1 protein-coding gene and 1 pseudogene are annotated in these 1116 nt (G+C 77.1%); both read right to left on the bottom strand.

Annotated features, from left to right (window positions below):
* On the bottom strand, positions 1–680 hold a 680-nt coding region (locus FrCorBMG51_RS21710; RefSeq protein ID WP_047224869.1), incomplete at its 3' end, for a PrgI family protein.
* Between the two features lie 9 nt (positions 681–689).
* Positions 690–1116, bottom strand: a pseudogene (locus FrCorBMG51_RS29110) (hypothetical protein); the annotation flags it as partial.

The raw sequence follows: 1116 nt of genomic DNA, 5'->3' as shown, positions 1-1116 counted from the left end.
TGGCGGGCCGCGTCCGCCAGCGCCGGGTGCGCGAGCTGCCCGGCGTGGGCGTGCAGGTCGTGGATCTGCCCGGACAGGTCCGCCGGCATCGCCCGGACGAGGATCTGCACCGGGGCGGTCAGGGAGTGCAGGTAGCGGGCGAACACTCCGACGAGCGCCTCCTGCTCGCCGGGGGTGCGCAGGGCGAAGTTCACTGTCGAGCAGACAGCGATCACCGCGAGGCCGTCGGCGGCGAGGTCGATGACCCCGACACCGGTGGTCGCGGTGACGGTGCGGGCGGGCAGCCGCAGCGCCGCCAGGGCGTCGCCGCCTGGTCGTGTGCGGTGACGGCCGGAGCCGTGGGTCCGGGCGCGGGCGGCCAGCCAGGGTGGCGGGGGGACGACGCCTTCCGGGGCGTTGATCCGCTGGTGGGGGCTGGTGCGCTGGCGCAGGGCGGCCAGCAGCAGCCGGTCGAGGGGCAGCCCGTCGCGTTGGCCGAGGGCCAGGACGGTGGCGGTGACCGCGACCGGCAGGGCGGCGAGGGCGAACAGCGGCGGCGGCACGCGGGTGTGGGTGGCGGTCCAGGTGAGGTAGAGCCCGCCTGCGGTCAGGGCGAGGATCAGTACCTGCCGGGCGGTCAGGGACGCGACGAGGCGGTCTTCGCGGTCGACGTCCGCGGGAATCCGGACGGGATGGGTCATGCGGGCGGCTCACTCTCCAGGCTGGGATGGACGGGGCCGGCGTGGCATCCCCGGCAGGAGCAGCTGCCGGTGCCGTGGCGGCGCGGGCCGAGCCGACGCGGCCGGTGGGGAGGGACGCGGCGGGGCGGGCGTGGCCGGGCGGGGGGTGCGGCGCAGCCCCTCGAGCGGGAGCGTGTACTGGCCGAACCGGTCGGGGCGGAGGTTCTGGTAGGGGTCGAATGGCAGCTCCAGCTGCCGTGCCCGCAGCCCCGCTGAACGGCCGGTGGCCGGCCGGGACGCCGGCACGGGTGGGGAGGCAGCCGGCCGGGAGGGGCGCGGGGTACGGCGCAGCCCGTCGAGCGGCAGGGCGTACTGGCCGGTGCGATCCGGCCGCAGACCCGTATACGGGTCGAACGACAGCTCCAACTGTCGGGCCCGCGGCCCTACCGGACGGCCG

The organism is Protofrankia coriariae (assembly GCF_001017755.1).
In the GTDB taxonomy this organism is placed as follows: Bacteria; Actinomycetota; Actinomycetes; order Frankiales; family Frankiaceae; genus Protofrankia; species Protofrankia coriariae.
Note: the sequence above shows the minus strand (reverse complement) of the source record. Positions and strands in the feature narration are given on the sequence as shown.